Below are 14712 nucleotides of genomic sequence, written 5' to 3' on the forward strand. Positions count from 1 at the left end.
GGGGATCGAACAATCCAGTAACATCCCCGGTATGTTTGCGCGGCTGGAAGAGCTGACGGCGGTGCCCTGGGCAGGGCTGTCGCTGCTGGTGGCCTGCGCCTGTCTGCTGGGGGCTGGTGCCTGGTTGAGTGTGGTGGATATTCGCAGCCATTTGCTGCCCAATCGGATCGTCTACCCCTCGGTTCTGGCGGCCGTCATCCTGCTTGGATCCTCTGCGGTGTTCCTTGGCGATGCCGGGTTGCTGCTGCGCACTCTCGGGGGCGGCATCGCGCTCGGTGCGAGCTATCTGGCGTTGCGGATCATCTATCCGGCAGGGATGGGCCTGGGCGACGTGAAGTTCGCGGTGCTGCTGGGCTGCTATCTGGGTTATCTGAGCTGGTGGCATCTGCTCTACGCCACCGTGGCGACCTTTCTGCTGGGTGGGCTGGTGGGAATGGCGCTCATTCTCAGTCGCCGGGGCAGCGCCAGCACCGTGCTGCCCTTCGGCCCCTTCATGATGGCCGGCACCATGCTGGCCCTGGCGATTCCGGCCTGAGCACGTCCGTGCCAGGCCGCCCCTGCCTGGCGAATCAGGCATGAAACACTGGCATTATGCCCACACCTGATTTCGTCCTGGCTCTGCGCGAGAAAATCGGCCACGCGCCGCTATGGCTGCCCGGCGTCACCGCCGTGGTGTTCGATGCCGCCGGCCGGGTGCTGCTGGGCAGGCGTGCCGACAACGGCGAATGGACGCTGATCACCGGCATGTTGGACCCCGGGGAACACGCAGCAGTCGGTGCCGTCCGGGAGGTCCTGGAGGAGACCGGCGTGGTGGTGGGGGTGGAGCGACTGGTCTCGACCGGCGTGGTGGGGCCGGTGACTTTCCCCAATGGGGACGTGTGCACCTTTTTCGATGTGAGCTTTCGATGCCGACACCTGACTGGCGAGGCGCGGGTCAATGACGACGAGTCCCTGGAAGTGGCATGGTTTGAGCTCGACGACCTGCCCAGGCTCAATGATCGGCATCGACACATCCTGGAACTGGCCCGGGACCGACACGGCGAAGCCTGGTTCAGCGCTGACGCCTGAGCCCGGTTACCCCGAGGCCGTGGGGAGAAGTGACGGAGAGGGACCTGGGCGGAGACGCAGGATGGCGCCGGGTTCCGATGGTTGGAACCCGGCGCCATCCTGCGTCAAGCGCTGCTCAGTTCAGCTAAGCGTCAGTAATTGCCCGTCATCGTGGTGACGTCCAGAGCCTTGTCCAGCTCCGCCTCGGACACCTGGCCTTCGCCCTCGCCGACGAAGCCGAGCTGCACGGTGGCCTCGCGCACGGTGAGACCTTCCTTGACGGCCTTCTTGGCGATCTTCGCGGCGTTCTCGTACCCGATGAACTTATTCAGCGGCGTCACGATGGAGGGTGACGCCTCGGCCAGGAAGCGAGCCCGCTCCACATTGGCAGTGATGCCGTCAATCATCTTGTCCGCCATGACGCGGGCGGTGTTTGCCAGCAGGCGGATGGACTGCAGCAGGTTGGCTGCCATCACCGGGATACCGACGTTCAGTTCGAAGGCGCCGTTGGTGGAGGAGAGCGCAATGGTGGTGTCATTGCCGATCACCTGTGCGCAGACCATGATCGACGCCTCGCAGATCACCGGGTTGACCTTGCCCGGCATGATCGAGGAGCCCGGCTGCAGGTCCGGAATCGCGATCTCGCCCAGGCCGGTGTTCGGGCCGGAGCCCAGCCAGCGCAGATCGTTGTTGATCTTCATCAGCGAATACGCGATGTTGCGCAGCTGCCCGGAGGCCTCGATGAGCCCGTCACGGTTCGCCTGCGCCTCGAAGTGATTGCGCGCCTCGGTCAGCGGAAGTGCGGTGTCTTCAGCCAGCAGCTCGATGACCCGCTGCGGGAAGCCCGCCGGGGTATTGATGCCGGTACCCACCGCGGTGCCACCGAGCGGGACTTCCGCGACGCGGGGGAGCGAGGATTCGATACGTTCGATGCCGTAGCGCACCTGAGCGGCATAGCCCCCGAACTCCTGGCCCAGGGTCACCGGGGTGGCATCCATCAAGTGGGTACGCCCGGACTTGACGACGTCCTTGAACTCCGCAGCCTTGCGGCCCAGCGAGGCCGCCAGATGGGTCAGCGCAGGGATCAGATTGTTGACCAGTGCGGAGGTTGCGGCAACGTGCACCGAGGTGGGGAAGACGTCGTTGGAGGACTGGGAAGCGTTGACATGGTCATTCGGGTGGACGCGGGTTGCACTTCCTGCAGTCTCAAGGGCCTGGTTCGCCAGTGCGGCCAGCACCTCGTTGGTGTTCATATTGGAGGAGGTGCCGGAGCCGGTCTGGAAGACGTCGATCGGGAAGTCGCTGTCATAGGCGCCGGTGGCCACCAGGTCAGCGGCTGCGGCAATCGCTTCTGCTCGCTCGGTATCCAGAACGCCCAGATCCTCATTGGCCAGCGCAGCAGCCTTCTTGATCCGCGCGAGTGCCTCGATGTGGGCGCTCTCCAGGGTGGTTCCCGAGATGGGGAAGTTCTCTACGGCTCGCTGCGTCTGCGCGCCGTAGAGGGCTTTGGCCGGAACCCGGACCTCACCCATCGTGTCGTGTTCAATGCGGTATTCGCTCTCGGAACCCGCTGCTTCTGTGGTGGACAATCCGGACGACTCAGTCATAGATCCAAGCGTACTAGTGCTGCGCAGGCGGCGTGGCTGGTGACGGCATCGCGTACACCACACGGTGCGGCCAGCATCGCATTATCTCTCGACTGCGGGCCATGCTAAGATATTGAGTTTGTGTGGGCTGTCAGCCTTGTGCTCGCGAGCTGTGCTGTGAGCCAAAGGGGGCAGCACATCACACCACTGCTCAGTAATGAGTAACCTCGTAAATTTCCGTGCCAGTGCATACTGACCTGATTCTTCCCGCCGTGTGGCGGCAAAGAACCGCGTTACATGTTCCTCGCACGGGGGTTTAGGCCCATTCTGGCAAAATCCAGGTGGGTCAAGAGACACCCCCGTTCAACTGTTCCGCAAGGCTCACTCTGTAGCGAGATCACAGATGTGAGAACCGGCGAGACGACAGGAGTAAAAGTGATTCAGCAAGAGTCGCGACTGCGGGTTGCCGACAACACGGGTGCCAAGGAAATCTTGACCATCCGCGTGCTCGGTGGATCCGGCCGTCGCTACGCAGGTATCGGTGACGTCATCGTCGCCACCGTCAAGGATGCAATTCCTGGCGGCAACGTCAAGAAGGGCGATGTGGTCAAGGCCGTCATCGTCCGTACCAAGAAGGAACGCCGCCGTGCGGACGGTTCCTACATCAAGTTCGATGAGAACGCAGCAGTGATTTTGAAGAACGACGGCGACCCCCGCGGAACCCGCATCTTCGGCCCTGTTGGTCGTGAACTTCGCGATAAGAAGTTCATGAAGATCATCTCGCTCGCACCGGAGGTGTTGTAAACATGGCGAAGATCAAAAAGGGCGACCTGGTTCAGGTCATCACGGGCGCCAAGCAGGATCGCGGCGGAGACCGCGGCAAGCAGGGCAAGGTCCTTCACGTGTTCACCGACACGAACCGCGTGCTCGTTGAGGGCATCAACCGCGTGACCAAGCACACCAAGGCTGGTCAGTCGGATCGCGGAACGAAGACCGGCGGCATCGAGATTGTCGAAGCGCCCATCCACATTTCCAACGTCGCGTTGGTGGACCCGTCCACCAAGAAGCCCACTCGCGTGGGCTACCGCCTCGAGACCGTCGAGCGCAACGGCCGTACCCGCACTGTCCGGGTACGTTACGCCAAGAGCTCCGGAAAGGATCTGGCATGAGCACCGAGACTGTAGAAACCGCAGTGAAGATCACCCCGCGGCTGAAGACTCGCTACGCCGAGTCCATCAAGGATGTGCTGCAGGAGGAATTCCAGTACCCCAACGTCAACCAGGTTCCGCGCCTTGTCAAGGTCGTCGTGAACATGGGCGTCGGCGAGGCTGCTCGTGACTCCAAGGTTATCGATGGCGCTGTGCGCGACCTGACCCTCATCACCGGCCAGAAGCCGATGGTCACCAAGGCCCGCAAGTCGATCGCTCAGTTCAAGCTGCGCGAAGGCATGCCGATCGGCGCGCACACCACGCTGCGTGGCGACCGTATGTGGGAATTCGTTGACCGCCTGGTCACCCTGGCACTGCCCCGTATCCGCGACTTCCGCGGCCTCTCCGGCAAGCAGTTCGACGGCAACGGCAACTACACCTTCGGTCTGACCGAACAGGTGATGTTCCACGAGATCGACCAGGACGCCATCGACAAGGTGCGCGGCATGGACATCACTGTGGTGACGACCGCCAAGACCGATGACGAAGGCCGCGCGCTGCTCAAGGCGCTGGGTTTTCCGTTCAAGGCTGAAAGCTGATCTCAGCTTCGCGCCTGTCTGTACTTCACTTTTAACAATCACTCCGGAGAAGGTCCAGGGCGGCTCGTAGAGCCTCAGGGAAACCGCTCCGAGGAAGGGCAAGAGCCCACATGACTATGACAGATCCTGTCGCAGATATGCTGACCCGGCTGCGTAACGCCAACTCGGCGTACCACGACACTGTGTCGATGCCGTTCAGCAAGCTCAAGGGCCACGTGGCCGACATCCTGAAGGCCGAAGGCTACATTGCCGGCTGGAAGGTTGAGGATGCAGAGGTTGGCAAGAAGCTGACCATTGACCTCAAGTTCGGTCCGAACCGTGAGCGTTCCATCGCCGGCGTCCGCCGCATTTCCAAGCCCGGTCTGCGCGTTTACGCGAAGTCGACCAACCTGCCGCACGTGCTCGGCGGCCTGGGCATCGCCATCCTGTCGACGTCCTCCGGTCTACTGACCGACCGTCAGGCATCCAAGAAGGGTGTGGGTGGGGAAGTCCTCGCCTACGTCTGGTAGAAGAAAGGGAGTAAAGACTTATGTCACGTATTGGACGTCTCCCGATTTCCGTGCCTGCTGGCGTCGAGGTCAAGCTCGATGGCGCCCTGGTGTCCGTCAAGGGACCCAAGGGTGAACTGAGCCACGAGGTGCCGAGCCCGATCGAGGTCACCCTCGATGAAGGCACGCTCACCGTTGCCCGGCCCAATGACGAGCGCGCTTCGCGTTCGCTGCACGGCCTGACCCGTACCCTGCTGTCCAACCTCATTGTCGGGGTGACTGAAGGCTACGAAAAGAAGCTCGAAATCGTCGGCACCGGTTACCGTGTACAGGCCAAGGGTTCGGACCTCGAGTTCGCCCTGGGCTACAGCCACCCGGTTCTGGTCAAGGCTCCTGAGGGCATCACCCTGACGGTCGAGGGCCCCACCAAGCTCTCCGTCGTGGGCATCAACAAGCAGCAAGTGGGCGAAGTTGCTGCCAACATCCGTAAGCTGCGCAAGCCCGACCCGTACAAGGGCAAGGGCATCCGCTACGCGGGCGAAGTAATCCGCCGCAAGGTCGGAAAGGCTGGTAAGTAATCATGGCGTTGACCATTACCAAGAAGAGCGTAGGCAAGTCGTCCTCCGCCCGCCGGGGTCGCCGTCACTTGCGCGTGCGCAAGCGGATCGTCGGCACCGAGGCTCGTCCTCGTCTGGTTGTCACCCGTTCCGCTCGCCACGTGTTCGTGCAGGTTGTCGATGACAGCAAGGGCGTGACCGTTGCTTCGGCCTCGACCCTGGAAGCGGATCTGCGTGCCTTCGATGGCGACAAGACCGCCAAGGCGAAGAAGGTTGGTGAGCTCGTAGCCGAGCGCGCCAAGGCTGCTGGCGTTGAAGCTGTGGTCTTCGACCGCGGTGGCAACAAGTACCACGGTCGGGTTGCAGCTGTCGCTGACGGCGCACGCGAAGGTGGTTTGGCCCTGTGAGCGAGAACCTCAACTCAGAAAACACGGAGACCCCTGTGTCCGAGAACACCGAAGCAGCAACTGCAGCTACTGCCGACGCAACGACCTCCACTGATGACCGCCGCGGCGGCCGTCGTGGCGAGCGTAACGATCGTGGTGGCCGTGGCGGTCGCGATGGCGGCCGTGGTGGCCGCGACGGCGGTCGCGATGCTGAGAAGAACCAGTACATCGAACGTTTGGTCACCATCAACCGTGTGGCCAAGGTCGTCAAGGGCGGCCGTCGCTTCAGCTTCACCGCACTGATGGTCGTCGGAGACGGCAACGGTCTGGTGGGCGTGGGCTACGGTAAGGCCAAGGAAGTTCCTGCGGCCATCGCCAAGGGTGTCGAGGAAGCGAAGAAGTCCTTCTTCCGTGTTCCTCGCGTGGGTAACACCATTCCGCACCGTGTGCAGGGCGAGGCCGCTGCCGGCGTCGTGCTGCTGCGTCCGGCCACCCCGGGTACTGGCGTTATCGCCGGTGGTCCGGTGCGTGCCGTACTGGAGTGCGCTGGCGTCCACGACATCCTGTCCAAGTCGCTCGGTTCCACGAACGCCATCAACATCGTGCACGCTACGGTGGCCGCACTGCGTCAGCTCGAAGAGCCGGCTGCTGTTGCTGCCCGTCGTGGTCTGCCGATGGACGAGGTTGTTCCGGGACCGCTGCTGCGCACCATCCAAGAACACGCGCAAGTAAAGGCAGGTGCCTGATGAGCACGCCCAAGAACATCCAGGCTTCTGAGAAGTCCCTGGAAATCACGCAGATCAAAGGCATCATCGGTGCCAAGGCGAACCAGCGCAACACCCTGCGTTCGCTGGGCCTGAAGCGCATTGGTCACACCGTCGTTCGTCAGGCCGATGAGGTGACCGTGGGCATGATCAACACGGTTCCGCACCTGGTGAAGGTTGAGCCAGTTGAGGGAGACAAGTAATGGCTGAGAAGAAGACTGCCGAGGCAGTGGAGACTGCTGAGAAGCAGAACCCGCTGAAGGTGCACCACCTGCGTCCCGCTCCGGGAGCCAAGACCGCCAAGACCCGTGTGGGCCGTGGTGAAGGTTCCAAGGGTAAGACCGCTGGTCGTGGCACCAAGGGCACCAAGGCCCGCTACCAGGTGAAGGCTGGATTTGCTGGCGGCCAGCTGCCGCTGCACATGCGCCTTCCCAAGCTGCGTGGCTTCAAGAACCCGTTCCGGGTGGAGTTCCAGGTCGTCAACCTGGACAAGCTCTCTGAGCTGTACCCCAACGGTGGCGAAGTAACGGTGGAGTCCCTGGTGGCTAACGGTGCTGTTCGCAAGAACCAGCCCGTGAAGATCCTGGGTACCGGCGAGATCACCGTCAAGGTCGATGTCACGGTTGACGCCTTCTCCACCAGTGCAGCGGAGAAGATCGCTGCCGCTGGCGGAAGCACCACGGCGCTCTAAGGAGCGAATCGACACATGAACTCGTGGTGGGAGCAGGGGAGACCCCGCACCCACCACGAGTTTTCGTCATCTGGGGGAGCTACCCACTAGCACTGTGTTGATGGTATCTCGGGTATTTTTCTCGAATTGAGACGTTTCGGGAGACTTGCGGGCTAAGCGTAGTCCTGGTTCCTTGACCTATCCGATCCAGGAATCCGCGCGGGCTCGCACCCAAGGAAAGTTCAGCTGTGCCTAGCGGCACGGACCCTATGCCAGGACACTGCAGCGCGGCCACACCTCCGATCAGCGCTCCTGTACCGCTTTTGAACTGATCCCGTTTTGGTGTGCAGCGTAACTACGAGTATGTCAGGCGCGGTGACGCGCATTGCCGTGGGCTACTTCGCTATTTGACGTTTGGTCTCGGCCCAGTCGCCCGCTGTCGGGTTCTTTTCCAGTAGTGCGGAGCTGTCTTGGCTAGGGCGTGTCTCCTATATGCCTGGTGATTGAGCAGTGAAACTGGAGTGGTGTGGTTTTCTTCTCGTTCTCGTTCTCGCCGGTTGACGGATGCGCAGTGGGCGGTGATCGGGTCGTTGCTGCCCTCGAATGCGGGGCGGCGGGGTCGTCCGTTCGAGGATGATCGTCGGGTCGTGGATGGGATCATCTACCGGTTCCGGACGTCGACGCCGTGGCGGGATATGCCGCGGGAGGAGTTCGGGCCGTGGCAGACGATCTGGAAGCGTCACCGCCGGTATGCCGGCGACGGGACGTGGGATCGCGTGCTGCAGACCCTTCTCGCGGATGCGGATGCGGCGGGCCTGATCGGCTGGGATGTGTCCGTGGACGCGACGATCGCGCGTGCGCATCAGCACGCGACGAACACGACCCGTCCCGACCAGGACACAGGGGGCAGGGTCGAATCACAAGAATCTGCCGTTTCACGAGGTTGAACCGGCAGGTCACGGTATCGGCCGCTCTCGTGGCGGGTTGACGACGAAGATCCATCATGCCGTCGACGGGAACGGCCTCCCGCTCGCGATCGTGGTCACTGGCGGGCAGCGCAACGACGGGGCCATGCTCCGGGAAGTGCTCGACGACATCCGTGTTCCCCGGGCTGGCGGTGGGCGTCCGCGGACCCGTCCCGATGCGGTCCTCGCGGACAAAGCGTATGCGTCCGGGGCGAATCGGCGCATGCTCCGGGAACGTGGCATCACCGCGGTGATCCCGGAAAAGAGCGACCAGATCGCGTCCCGAAAAAGAAAGGGCAGCAAGGGCGGGTGGCCCCCGAAGTTCGACAGCAACGCCTACAGAGACCGCAATGTCGTCGAGCGGTCCTTCGCCCACGTCAAGCAATAGCGAGGCCGCCACCCGGTACGACAAGTTCGCGCCCGCATACCGTGCCGGCGCCGTCCTCCATGCCTGCCTCACCTGGGCAACCCCATTAGGAGACATGCCCTAGTTCTAACTCCTTCACGATTTGACGGACCGTGGTTTCAAGCCACGAGGCAAGTCGAGTGGCCGGAGCACGTTCGTTCCTGTCAATTAGGAGGGGAAAACTGTTGTGGGTCCTGTGCAACTGTGGTTGCATTGGCAGTGCGGGGGATTTCACAGCGATTGGAGTTGGTCTCTTGAAGAAGACAGCGAAAATACTGTCAAGCGGCATTGCTAGTGTGGTCCTTGGTTTGGGGGTGACCTTCGCGGCGGCCGTTCCGGCAAGCGCAGCCAACATCGTGGACTGCGGGAGTCGGGACTACCTCTGGTATGCGTTCACTAACGGCAGTGCCACCTGCATCGCCAATGCAGGCACACTCCCCGGGACGGGTTTTGCCTACGTCACCTCAGTCTCGAGCGGAAACAATGACGTTGAAATCGTGTATCGAACTCAGGATGGGACGACGATCGACTTCTACTTGCCGAGATGGCAGTCATCCAACTTTGGAGGATCGTGGGTCTACATAGATAGGACTACCATCCTCTAGGCGATGTCTTGCGTACTCGCAGGGCCAGACGAGATGGTGGTTTGCGGCGACATGCAGCTTCACTTTTGAGGCACAGGCATCGCCTTCTGTAGTGGGGTGAAGAAGACTCGTGGTGGGTGCTGGCATGAACCCCGCACCCACCACGAGTTTTCGTCATCTGGGGGAGCTACCCACTAGACTCGGTGGGTGGACCTATGGGCCGCCTCATTTCATGGTGCCCCGGTTCTGTTAATACGTCTTGTACACCTAACTGTCAGGAGGACGCTTGCTCACCGCATTTGGCCGCGCTTTTCGCACGCCGGACCTGCGTCGCAAGTTGCTGTTCACCCTCGGAATCGTTGCAATTTTCCGTCTGGGCGCATTCATCCCTTCCCCTGGGGTGAACTACGAGAACGTTAAAGCTTGTATCAGCAGTGCCAACACTGAGACCGGCATCTACCAGCTGATCAACCTCTTCAGTGGCGGCGCACTCCTTCAGGTGTCCATCTTCGCCCTCGGCATCATGCCGTACATCACGGCGAGTATCATCATTCAGCTCCTCCGGGTGGTTATTCCCCGTTTCCAGGAACTGCATCAGGAAGGTGCGCAGGGTCAGAGTAAGCTCACCCAGTACACGCGTTACCTGACGATTGGCCTGGGCCTGCTCAACGCGACGACCCTGGTGTCTCTGGCCCGCTCCGGCCAACTGTTAGGAAACTGTGGAATTGACGGTTCACCGCAGGCCATCATCCCGGACTCCTCGATTGTCACCACTATCCTGCTCATCATCACGCTGACGGCCGGTACCGGCCTCATCATGTGGATGGGCGAGCTGGTCACCGAAAAGGGTGTCGGCAATGGCATGTCCCTGCTGATCTTCACCTCGATCATCGCCCGCTTCCCGGATTCGCTGCGCCAGATCTGGATCACCAAGGGCCCGGGCACCTTCTTCATCGTGATCGTCCTGGGCATCGTCGTGATGGCTCTCGTGATCTTCGTGGAGCAGTCCCAGCGCCGTGTGCCGGTGCAGTACGCCAAGCGTATGGTCGGACGCCGCACCGTGGGTGGCACCAACACCTACATTCCGATCAAGGTCAACATGGCCGGCGTCGTGCCCGTCATCTTCGCCTCCTCCCTGCTGTACCTGCCCTCGTTGATCTCGCAGTTCGCCATTCGCGGCGATCAGACCAACGCGCCGGCCTGGGCCATCTGGATCAATGACAATCTGACCAAGGGCGACCACCCGATTTACATGGCGCTCTACTTCCTGCTGATCGTGTTCTTCACGTACTTCTACGTGGCGATCACCTTCAACCCGGAGGAAGTCTCGGACAACATGAAGAAGTACGGTGGCTTCATCCCGGGCATCCGGGCTGGCAAGCCGACCGCCGATTACCTGCAGTACGTTTTGTCCCGGATCACGCTGCCAGGTGCGCTGTACCTGGGCCTGGTGGCGCTGATCCCGTTGATCGCGCTCGTCCTGATCAACGCCAACCAGAACTTCCCCTTCGGAGGTACCTCGTTGCTGATCATGGTCGGCGTCGGGCTGGAGACGGTAAAGCAGATCGATGCGCAGCTTCAGCAGCGCCACTATGAAGGGCTTCTACGATGACCAGAATGTTGATTGTCGGCCCTCCCGGTTCCGGGAAGGGCACCCAGTCGGAGCGGATCACCGAGCGCCTGAATATTGTGGCGATCTCCACCGGTGATATTTTCCGCGCGAACGTCAAAGGGCAGACGCCGCTTGGCCTCGAGGCGAAGAAGTACATGGATGCGGGGGACTACGTCCCCGATTCGGTGACCAACAAGATGGTGCGTGACCGGCTGCAGCAGGACGACGTCGCCAACGGCTTCCTGCTGGACGGCTACCCCCGCACGCTCGCCCAGGTGGAGGAGCTGGCCAGCATTCTGGCTGCGGACGGCGCCACCCTGGACGTGGTCCTGCAGCTGATCGCGGATGACGAAGAACTCGTTCAGCGTCTGCTGGGCCGGGCGAAGGAACTCGGCCGCAGCGACGATGACGAAAAGGTCATCCGCCACCGCCTGGAGCTCTACCACACGGAAACCGAGGCTGTTGTGGCCAAGTATGCCGAGCAGGGCATCGTGGTCAAGGTTGACGGCCTGGGCGCCGTGGACGAGGTGACCGAGCGGATCATGACCGCCATCGACTCCCTGGCAGGGAGTAGCTGATTCATGGCCATTCGCGAACGTGCGATTGAACTGAAGACGCTGGATCAGCTCCGCCTCATGCGCGAGGCGGGGCTGATCCTGTCCTCCGCCCTGGACGCGGTGATCGCGCAGGCCCGGGTAGGCATCACCACTGCGGAGCTGAACGACGTTTTCGCCGAACAGCTGGCTCAGGCCGGAGCGACCTCCAACTTCTTGGGCTACTACGGTTACCCGGCCACGATCTGCACCTCGGTGAATGATCAGGTGGTGCATGGCATCCCGGATGACCGGGCGTTGGAGGACGGCGATGTCGTCTCGATTGACGGCGGCGCTATCGTCAGGGCCGCCAGCGGTGGCAAGGGCTGGCATGCTGACTCAGCCCGCACCGTGATCGTCGGCACCGCCGATCCGGCCGATGTGGAGCTCTCCGAGCTGACCGAGGCCGCTCTGTGGCGTGGCATTGCCGCCATGGCGACCGCCGGCGCACGACGCGGGCGCGTGGGCGAAATCGGTGACGCGATTGATGACTTCGTCACCGAACGCGCGGGCAGCAAATTCGGCATCATCGAGGATTACACGGGTCACGGCATCGGTACCGCCATGCATATGGATCCTGACGTGCTCAACTACCGGTCCCGGCATCGTGGGCCCAAGCTACGCCCCGGAATGGCTCTGGCCATTGAACCATTGTTGGTGCGCGGCAAGATCGCCACGCACACCCTGGCGGACGAGTGGACGGTCGTGACCAACGACCACCAGCGTGCGGCCCACTGGGAGCATTCCGTGGCCCTGCATGAGGGCGGGATCTGGGTGCTCACAGCGCTCGATGGCGGCGCGGAGAAATTGGCGCCCTTCGGAGTCCAGCCGGTCGCGTTCTGAATGTCTGAGCGACCGCGAGGCCGGACCTTCGACTCCTGCGGCCTGGGCGTCAGGAGGCGCTGAGCGCCTGCCGCATCGCCTGCGCCAGCAGTGGTGCCAGCTCCACTGAACCGGCTGCCGTCAGGTGGTACTGGTCCGCGTGCATCGGCGTCGAGCCGATGAAGGCCGGGCACTTTCCGTCCACACAGAACCACGGCTCGGTCTTCACATAGCTTGCCTTGACCCCCAGCTTGGCGATGGCGGCGGACTCGATGCCCACGGTGCGCTCGTAGGAGGCCGAGGGCGCGGCCACACAGTCAGCGGGAGTGCTTACCCGGGTGGCGCAGCTGGCCAGCAGTTTGCCTTCCGGCGGTGCGGCCAGCAGCAGTATCCGCTTCGCCACCCCCGCGACCCGGGAGAGGGTCGCGTCGTACCCGGCCGCGCGTTCGGCATCGGCCGCGGGACCGCTGGCCTTGCTGATCAGTACCGGATCCCAGCGGAACTCGCTCATGACCACCAGATCGGGCTTGAGTGAGGCGATCTGGCCCACCACCCAGTCGCGGAAGGCATCGCATTCGGGAAAGGGTGCCCCGCCGATCTGAGTCTGCTTGACGGCGGACACCGGGCAGCCCGCGACGGTGTAGACGTAGATCTTCCAGCTCTGCCCCGCCAACGCGGCGCGGATGCCGGGCAGGTAGCTGATGTCCACGGAGTCCCCGTAGAGCACCAGGGTGTGCTTGCCGTTGGGATCGCCGTAGACGCAGTGCGCCGCATTCGCGATCGGATCGTCCACCTGGGACTCATTGGTGCCCAGGCAGCCGTCCTTGATCCACTCCGGGGCCTTGACAGCCTGCCCGGCATTGCCGAACTGGTCCAGGTCCGGGCTCAGAGCCGGCCACTGGGGGGTGTTCAGTGCTGCCTGGATGGCGGCCGTCTGGGCAGGCTGTGGATCCGGGAAGGCCGGTGCCGTCGCGCTCGCGCTGGCACTGTTCGAGGCCTCCGGGCCGGGAACCACAATCGGTGCCAGCGAGGCGCTCGGCACCGGCAGGGCCAAGGGGGTAGTGGGGCGGCTGAGCTGGAAACCTGCGGTCGCCACCGCCACGATGACGGCCAGCGCCGGGATCCACAGCATCCGGGCGCGCACGTCACGATGCCGACGTACCCGGCGCCCGTTCACAGCGGGGCGCGGCTCGAGCCAGTGCGAGCGTCGGATCGGATTTTCCACGCAGTGGAAGGAGAGCACCGAGAGCCCCACCATCAGAATCCCCGCCGCCACGTAGTAGAGCCGGTCGCCCGCCGCAAAGAAGGGTTCCAGCAGAATGACGACCGGGAAATGCCAGAGGTAGAGCGAGAAGGAGATTTTGCCGATGTAGCGGCTGACCGGGTTGGTCAGCAGGAACATAGCCCCTGGATAGCCCCTACCTGAGGTCCCGATGCCGGCAATCACGATCAGTACGGACCCTGCCACCGGCAGGATGGCCCACGGTCCCGGGAAGGCGGTGCTGGGGGTGAGCCAGAAGGCGGAGAAGACAATCACTGCCAGTCCCAGCCAGCCCAGAATCACCCGGACGGCCAGGGGCAAGCGGCTGAAAAGCGGTGCACAGATGGCGGTCAGCGCGCCCAGCCCCAGCTCCCAGCCACGCGAGAGGGTCGAGAAGTAGGCCACGGTGGGATGATTCGCGGTATCCCAGAGTGCGAAAACAAAGGAAGCCGCCACCACAAGGGTCACCACGATGCCGAGCAACACGGCGCGGCTTCGCTGTCCCCACCGCAGTCTGCGGGCCAGCCAGGCCAGCACCAGAATCAGGACCGGCCAGAGCAGATAGAACTGTTCCTCCACACCCAGGGACCAATAGTGCTGCAAGGGAGAGGCGGCGCTTCCAGCGTTCATGTAGTCAGTGCCGCTGAGTGCCTGCTGCCAGTTACCGACAAAGATCGCCGCCCAGAAGGCGTCGTTGAGCACGCCCAGGGCCTTGCCGATCCGGAAGATCAGAAAGGCCGCTGCCACCGTCGCGGCCAACACCAGGATGGCGGCCGGGAAGATCCTACGGGCCCGGCGCCGGTAGAAATCGGCGAAGGAGATCCTGCCGGTCCGGTCAACCTCGCGCAGCAGCAGCCCGGTGATCAGAAAGCCGGAGAGGACGAAGAAGACGTCCACGCCCATGTAGCCGCCACTGGGGCGGTGGAAGAGGTGATCGGCGACGACGGCCAGCACCGCTACGGCGCGCAGACCCTCCAGGTCGGAGCGGAAGCTGTGCTGGCCCGTAGTGCGGACCCGGCCGGTCCGCGAACGCTGCTGTGCCAGATCAGGCGATGCGCCATCCCGGGCGTCGACAGTGCGAAGGGCAGCGTGCACGGAATTCCTCTCGCGGGGTGGATGGGCTCCCGCCAATTTTACCGGGTATTTGGCGGCCCTGGATCGTTGGGGGCCTGGCGGTCGTCCGGCGGCTCAGGCCTTAAATGCCGGTGGGGGGGGGGGGGGGAA

General features: G+C 63.0%; 16 protein-coding genes and 1 pseudogene. 15 read left to right on the top strand and 2 right to left on the bottom strand.

The annotated features are described in order from the left end of the window. The first annotated feature begins 31 nt into the window (after positions 1 to 31). The gene (locus tag QQM37_RS11010) at positions 32 to 535 is read left to right on the top strand and encodes a prepilin peptidase (RefSeq protein WP_285727426.1); all 504 of its coding nucleotides are present in this window, start codon (positions 32 to 34) and stop codon (positions 533 to 535) included. A gap of 56 nt (positions 536 to 591) precedes the next feature. After that, the gene (locus tag QQM37_RS11015) at positions 592 to 1068 is read left to right on the top strand and encodes an NUDIX hydrolase (RefSeq protein WP_285727427.1); all 477 of its coding nucleotides are present in this window, start codon (positions 592 to 594) and stop codon (positions 1066 to 1068) included. 131 nt (positions 1069 to 1199) lie between these two features. On the opposite strand, the gene QQM37_RS11020 is transcribed toward QQM37_RS11015, so the two are convergent. Next, a complete protein-coding gene (locus QQM37_RS11020) occupies positions 1200 to 2654 on the bottom strand; it encodes a class II fumarate hydratase (protein ID WP_285727429.1) in 1455 nt (484 codons plus the stop codon). 414 nt (positions 2655 to 3068) lie between these two features. Here QQM37_RS11020 and rplN point away from each other — a divergent pair, with 414 nt between their 5' ends. The 13 genes and pseudogenes from rplN to map all read left to right on the top strand — a co-directional run bounded on the left by rplN (position 3069) and on the right by map (position 12248). Further along, on the top strand, positions 3069 to 3437 hold the full coding sequence (rplN, locus tag QQM37_RS11025) for a 50S ribosomal protein L14 (protein ID WP_285727431.1): 369 nt from the start codon (positions 3069 to 3071) through the stop codon (positions 3435 to 3437). Positions 3438 to 3439: 2 nt separating this feature from the next. Next, the gene (gene rplX / locus QQM37_RS11030; protein WP_285727432.1) at positions 3440 to 3802 is read left to right on the top strand and encodes a 50S ribosomal protein L24; all 363 of its coding nucleotides are present in this window, start codon (positions 3440 to 3442) and stop codon (positions 3800 to 3802) included. Next, on the top strand, positions 3799 to 4380 hold the full coding sequence (gene rplE, locus QQM37_RS11035; RefSeq protein ID WP_285727434.1) for a 50S ribosomal protein L5: 582 nt from the start codon (positions 3799 to 3801) through the stop codon (positions 4378 to 4380). Before rplX ends, rplE begins: the two co-directional genes overlap by 4 nt. A gap of 110 nt (positions 4381 to 4490) precedes the next feature. Beyond that, positions 4491 to 4889, top strand: coding sequence for a 30S ribosomal protein S8 (gene rpsH, locus QQM37_RS11040; protein WP_285727435.1), 399 nt, complete (start codon positions 4491 to 4493; stop codon positions 4887 to 4889). 20 nt (positions 4890 to 4909) lie between these two features. Then, complete coding sequence (gene rplF / locus QQM37_RS11045; RefSeq protein WP_285727437.1) at positions 4910 to 5446, top strand: 50S ribosomal protein L6; 537 nt, start codon at positions 4910 to 4912, stop codon at positions 5444 to 5446. A 2-nt stretch (positions 5447 to 5448) separates the two neighbouring features. Further along, positions 5449 to 5832 carry a 50S ribosomal protein L18 gene (rplR, locus tag QQM37_RS11050; protein ID WP_285727439.1) on the top strand — a complete coding sequence of 128 codons (384 nt, stop codon included), beginning with the start codon at positions 5449 to 5451 and terminating at the stop codon, positions 5830 to 5832. After that, the gene (gene rpsE, locus QQM37_RS11055; RefSeq protein WP_420030160.1) at positions 5829 to 6557 is read left to right on the top strand and encodes a 30S ribosomal protein S5; all 729 of its coding nucleotides are present in this window, start codon (positions 5829 to 5831) and stop codon (positions 6555 to 6557) included. The genes rplR and rpsE overlap by 4 nt, the downstream gene beginning before the upstream one ends. Then, the gene (gene rpmD / locus QQM37_RS11060; RefSeq protein WP_285727443.1) at positions 6557 to 6778 is read left to right on the top strand and encodes a 50S ribosomal protein L30; all 222 of its coding nucleotides are present in this window, start codon (positions 6557 to 6559) and stop codon (positions 6776 to 6778) included. Before rpsE ends, rpmD begins: the two co-directional genes overlap by 1 nt. Next, the gene (gene rplO / locus QQM37_RS11065; protein WP_285727445.1) at positions 6778 to 7266 is read left to right on the top strand and encodes a 50S ribosomal protein L15; all 489 of its coding nucleotides are present in this window, start codon (positions 6778 to 6780) and stop codon (positions 7264 to 7266) included. Before rpmD ends, rplO begins: the two co-directional genes overlap by 1 nt. 503 nt (positions 7267 to 7769) lie before the next feature. Then, positions 7770 to 8701, top strand: a pseudogene (locus QQM37_RS11070) (IS5 family transposase). Positions 8702 to 9486: 785 nt separating this feature from the next. Beyond that, complete coding sequence (secY, locus tag QQM37_RS11075) at positions 9487 to 10812, top strand: preprotein translocase subunit SecY (protein ID WP_285727447.1); 1326 nt, start codon at positions 9487 to 9489, stop codon at positions 10810 to 10812. Positions 10813 to 10817: 5 nt separating this feature from the next. Next, entirely contained in the window at positions 10818 to 11390 is a 573-nt protein-coding gene (locus QQM37_RS11080) for an adenylate kinase (RefSeq protein WP_285727450.1), read from the top strand. A 3-nt stretch (positions 11391 to 11393) separates the two neighbouring features. After that, positions 11394 to 12248, top strand: a complete 855-nt coding sequence (map, locus tag QQM37_RS11085; protein ID WP_285727451.1) for a type I methionyl aminopeptidase — start codon at positions 11394 to 11396, stop codon at positions 12246 to 12248. Positions 12249 to 12297: 49 nt separating this feature from the next. Here map and QQM37_RS11090 read toward each other — a convergent pair whose 3' ends face one another. Then, a complete protein-coding gene (locus QQM37_RS11090; protein WP_285727453.1) occupies positions 12298 to 14583 on the bottom strand; it encodes an acyltransferase family protein in 2286 nt (761 codons plus the stop codon). Positions 14584 to 14712 lie beyond the last annotated feature (129 nt).

The organism is Psychromicrobium xiongbiense (genome assembly GCF_030271165.1).
Taxonomy (GTDB): domain Bacteria; phylum Actinomycetota; class Actinomycetes; order Actinomycetales; family Micrococcaceae; genus Renibacterium; species Renibacterium xiongbiense.

Excerpts from the sequence above, each read along its gene's own strand:
- QQM37_RS11020 (WP_285727429.1), bottom strand. The coding sequence starts at position 2,654 with ATGACTGAGTCGTCCGGATTGTCCACCACAGAAGCAGCGGGTTCCGAG.
- rpsH (WP_285727435.1), top strand. The coding sequence starts at position 4,491 with ATGACTATGACAGATCCTGTCGCAGATATGCTGACCCGGCTGCGTAAC.
- rplO (WP_285727445.1), top strand. The coding sequence starts at position 6,778 with ATGGCTGAGAAGAAGACTGCCGAGGCAGTGGAGACTGCTGAGAAGCAG.
- rplX (WP_285727432.1), top strand. The coding sequence starts at position 3,440 with ATGGCGAAGATCAAAAAGGGCGACCTGGTTCAGGTCATCACGGGCGCC.
- QQM37_RS11080 (WP_285727450.1), top strand. The coding sequence starts at position 10,818 with ATGTTGATTGTCGGCCCTCCCGGTTCCGGGAAGGGCACCCAGTCGGAG.
- rpmD (WP_285727443.1), top strand. The coding sequence starts at position 6,557 with ATGAGCACGCCCAAGAACATCCAGGCTTCTGAGAAGTCCCTGGAAATC.
- rplF (WP_285727437.1), top strand. The coding sequence starts at position 4,910 with ATGTCACGTATTGGACGTCTCCCGATTTCCGTGCCTGCTGGCGTCGAG.
- map (WP_285727451.1), top strand. The coding sequence starts at position 11,394 with ATGGCCATTCGCGAACGTGCGATTGAACTGAAGACGCTGGATCAGCTC.
- QQM37_RS11010 (WP_285727426.1), top strand. The coding sequence starts at position 32 with ATGTTTGCGCGGCTGGAAGAGCTGACGGCGGTGCCCTGGGCAGGGCTG.
- rplE (WP_285727434.1), top strand. The coding sequence starts at position 3,799 with ATGAGCACCGAGACTGTAGAAACCGCAGTGAAGATCACCCCGCGGCTG.
- rplR (WP_285727439.1), top strand. The coding sequence starts at position 5,449 with ATGGCGTTGACCATTACCAAGAAGAGCGTAGGCAAGTCGTCCTCCGCC.
- QQM37_RS11015 (WP_285727427.1), top strand. The coding sequence starts at position 592 with ATGCCCACACCTGATTTCGTCCTGGCTCTGCGCGAGAAAATCGGCCAC.